The organism is Dehalococcoidales bacterium (assembly GCA_035529395.1).
GTDB lineage: Bacteria > Chloroflexota > Dehalococcoidia > Dehalococcoidales > Fen-1064 > DUES01.
Genome location: DATKWT010000161.1, coordinates 1 through 2,538, shown reverse-complemented (window position 1 = coordinate 2,538; position 2,538 = coordinate 1). Strand labels below are relative to the sequence as shown.

The 2,538-nt window shown below is 54.0% G+C and carries 2 protein-coding genes and 1 pseudogene; all 3 read right to left on the bottom strand.

Going from position 1 to position 2,538, the window contains the following annotated elements:
* Positions 1–225: 225 nt before the first annotated feature.
* The gene (locus VMW13_10090; GenBank protein ID HUV45164.1) at positions 226–918 is read right to left on the bottom strand and encodes a hypothetical protein; all 693 of its coding nucleotides are present in this window, start codon (positions 916–918) and stop codon (positions 226–228) included.
* A 223-nt stretch (positions 919–1,141) separates the two neighbouring features.
* Positions 1,142–1,921: a nitroreductase family protein gene (locus tag VMW13_10085; GenBank protein HUV45163.1), complete on the bottom strand. Its 780-nt coding sequence runs from the start codon at positions 1,919–1,921 to the stop codon at positions 1,142–1,144.
* A 106-nt stretch (positions 1,922–2,027) separates the two neighbouring features.
* Positions 2,028–2,144 (bottom strand): annotated as a pseudogene (locus VMW13_10080) (integrase core domain-containing protein).
* Positions 2,145–2,538: the final 394 nt, after the last annotated feature.

Sequence of the window (2,538 nt, the reverse complement as noted above, 5' to 3'; positions counted from 1 at the left end):
GTCATTCTTACAGAATGACGTTAGCAGAATCCGAAACCAGATTCTGCCGGTGTCCCCCAGATATAATCTTTCCCCCCTTCCTCGGTAGGAAGGCTCTTCCTGGACAGGAAGGGGAAGGCGGCCCATCTGGGCCGCACGGGGATTGGTCGAAAGGGTTTTTCATAGGCTTGCTAGAACGGCACGGAAGGCACGGCAATCACTTGGTCTGCCCTAAGCGAACTCCGGCTATTTATCCCACAACCATCCTAGAGCCCGAATAAATTTCTGCACCTTATCTACGCTCCATAGATCTCTTAATGGGCTAAAGAGTCCTCGAACTCCGTTTTGGAATCTGAATCGCTGGAGATTGGTGGCTACGAGATACTCCATAATGCCATTATAAGACTGGACTAACTGAGGATAGTCTAAAGCTGTACTCTGCCATTGCAGCTCAGTACGGTCTGTCACTTTGTGTTGTGTGAGAAACTGCTTGAATAAAGGTAACAGTATGCGGTAGGCGAGACTCACAAGTAGGATATCCTTCTCGCCCTCACTGACATCCTTCCTACCATGGAAGAGATTGCACCGGACGCTGTACAGCACCTCCATTAGTGAGGTAAACGTGCCATCGTATACCAGAAATTTACTGGGTTCCTCCGGGTATCTCATGTTCATCACGGTGTACTTGCCAAGTTTCAGCAGACTGTTCTTAAACCTAGTGTCCGTGATTCTCATGGCCAGGAAGACATTGCAGAGGTCGTCTGAGTGCTTCACTTCTTCCAATAAGGCTCTGTCGTTATGAGTCTCTCCGTATCTGCCTCTTATCCACCCATTGAATGCAATCCATAGAGAGATGAATCTGTCACCATTATCAACGCGCACCCTCTCACCTTTCTCCGCTCGTGCCAACCATCCCTTGGTGAAGATATCCCAGACCATCTAAACCACAATAATCCCCTCACTCAAGCAGTCTTTTTTATCGGCCGCTCCGCCCGAAGTGTTCCAACATGCCAACGCACACTAGTCTGCCAGGGTCGTTGAGACTTGCCTATTGTACCACGCCTAGCATCGGTCCTTATATCGCGCTGGCTGGTCTGTTTACGTTGGGGGGGGCAGGTCGAATGCAAGCGCGGCCTACACCGCCTTGTCCTGCAAGCGCGGCCTACACCGCCTTGTCCGCGACCATGAAGCGGGCCACCAGGGGAGGGTTGAAGAACCTCCAGTTGCCTCTCACCCCATGGTGAACTGCGGCTACCTCAATGTGCAGCATGGCAATACCGCAGTCCAACCGCTTCGACTGCACAGACTCCCTCTTCAGCTTACCGCTGTCGATCGCCACGGTGATGCTGTCCCACTCGACGTGGAACCGCCACGGCTGCCGGTTGACCGCCGAGGGAGCCAAGCGTGCGGATTCCAGCGCCGCCCTGATCCACTGGGGCCATTCGGTTTGCTCAAGGCCGATCACGAGGTCCGAAAGAGGCTTTCGTCTGTGCGTGCGGCCAAACCCAGTCAGTAGCTTCTCCTCAAAGGACAACCGCGGCGTCGCGTAGCCCACAGGCGTAACGGCCAGAACCGCCTCGTTCTTGTTGATACCAAGCAGCGCGGCCGTCGCGTCCGGCCGGAACGTACCGCTCACCCAGCAGGTGTTCACGTGCAGGGCTTCGGCCTCGAGCACGATTCCTTCCCCCATATAGCCGATCTGCTCCTGCACAATGGGGCTTTGCATGTTGCCGACGAAGGCAATGAACGCCGGCGCTCCCCTGATCTTGCCGTAGGGCCCAATCGCGCCCTTGAAGACGCGTTCGGGCGATTCCGTTACCAGTACGGCACGGGCGCTCTCGAAGGGCCTGAAATCCGCGCAGACCGCCTCCAGGCGTTTGAGGTGCTTCGTCTTCAGTGGTTTCTCGTCGAATCGCCTGCGCGATCTCCTGCCATCAATCACTCGATGCCATCTGGCTGCGGGGATATCCATCGGTGCCCGGACTCCTTTCTCCCCAATATAGTACACCCCAAATGTGTCTGACCCGCCCCAGCAGTTATACCACTTCCTACGTCGTTGTAATAGTTAGAATAGCCTTAGGAGCAGGTGGCCGGTAGTCCAACAAGCTATGCGGACTTACCTGATTATATTCTTTCCTCCACTGCTCAATCAATATCTTGAGCTGTGTATGACCAATTCCCCCAAGTACACGTAAACTTCTACGGGCAGTCGATACAGCTATCTTAAGAACCCTTTGATAAACAACTTGGAGTGAACCCCTGAAACTGGACACTTCGGGTTAGGAGAGTTTGGGCAGATGGACTTGCCCCCATTATTGTCCCACCTATGCTGACGTTATGCAAAGAGGATGATGCTGAAGGCATGCCTGACCTTTTCCCGTGATTCAGGTCATCCGCATTAGAGCTGATTTCCGATTGTCAACGTCCCACAGGAGTGGCAGTCCGCTGCTCTACCAGCTGAGCTACACTCCAGTACAGCCGATACTGGTTGCCACCGGAGAGTACCTGTGTAGTCAGCTATGGTACTGGCCACCTTCTCATATGTCAATGCCTCATCCC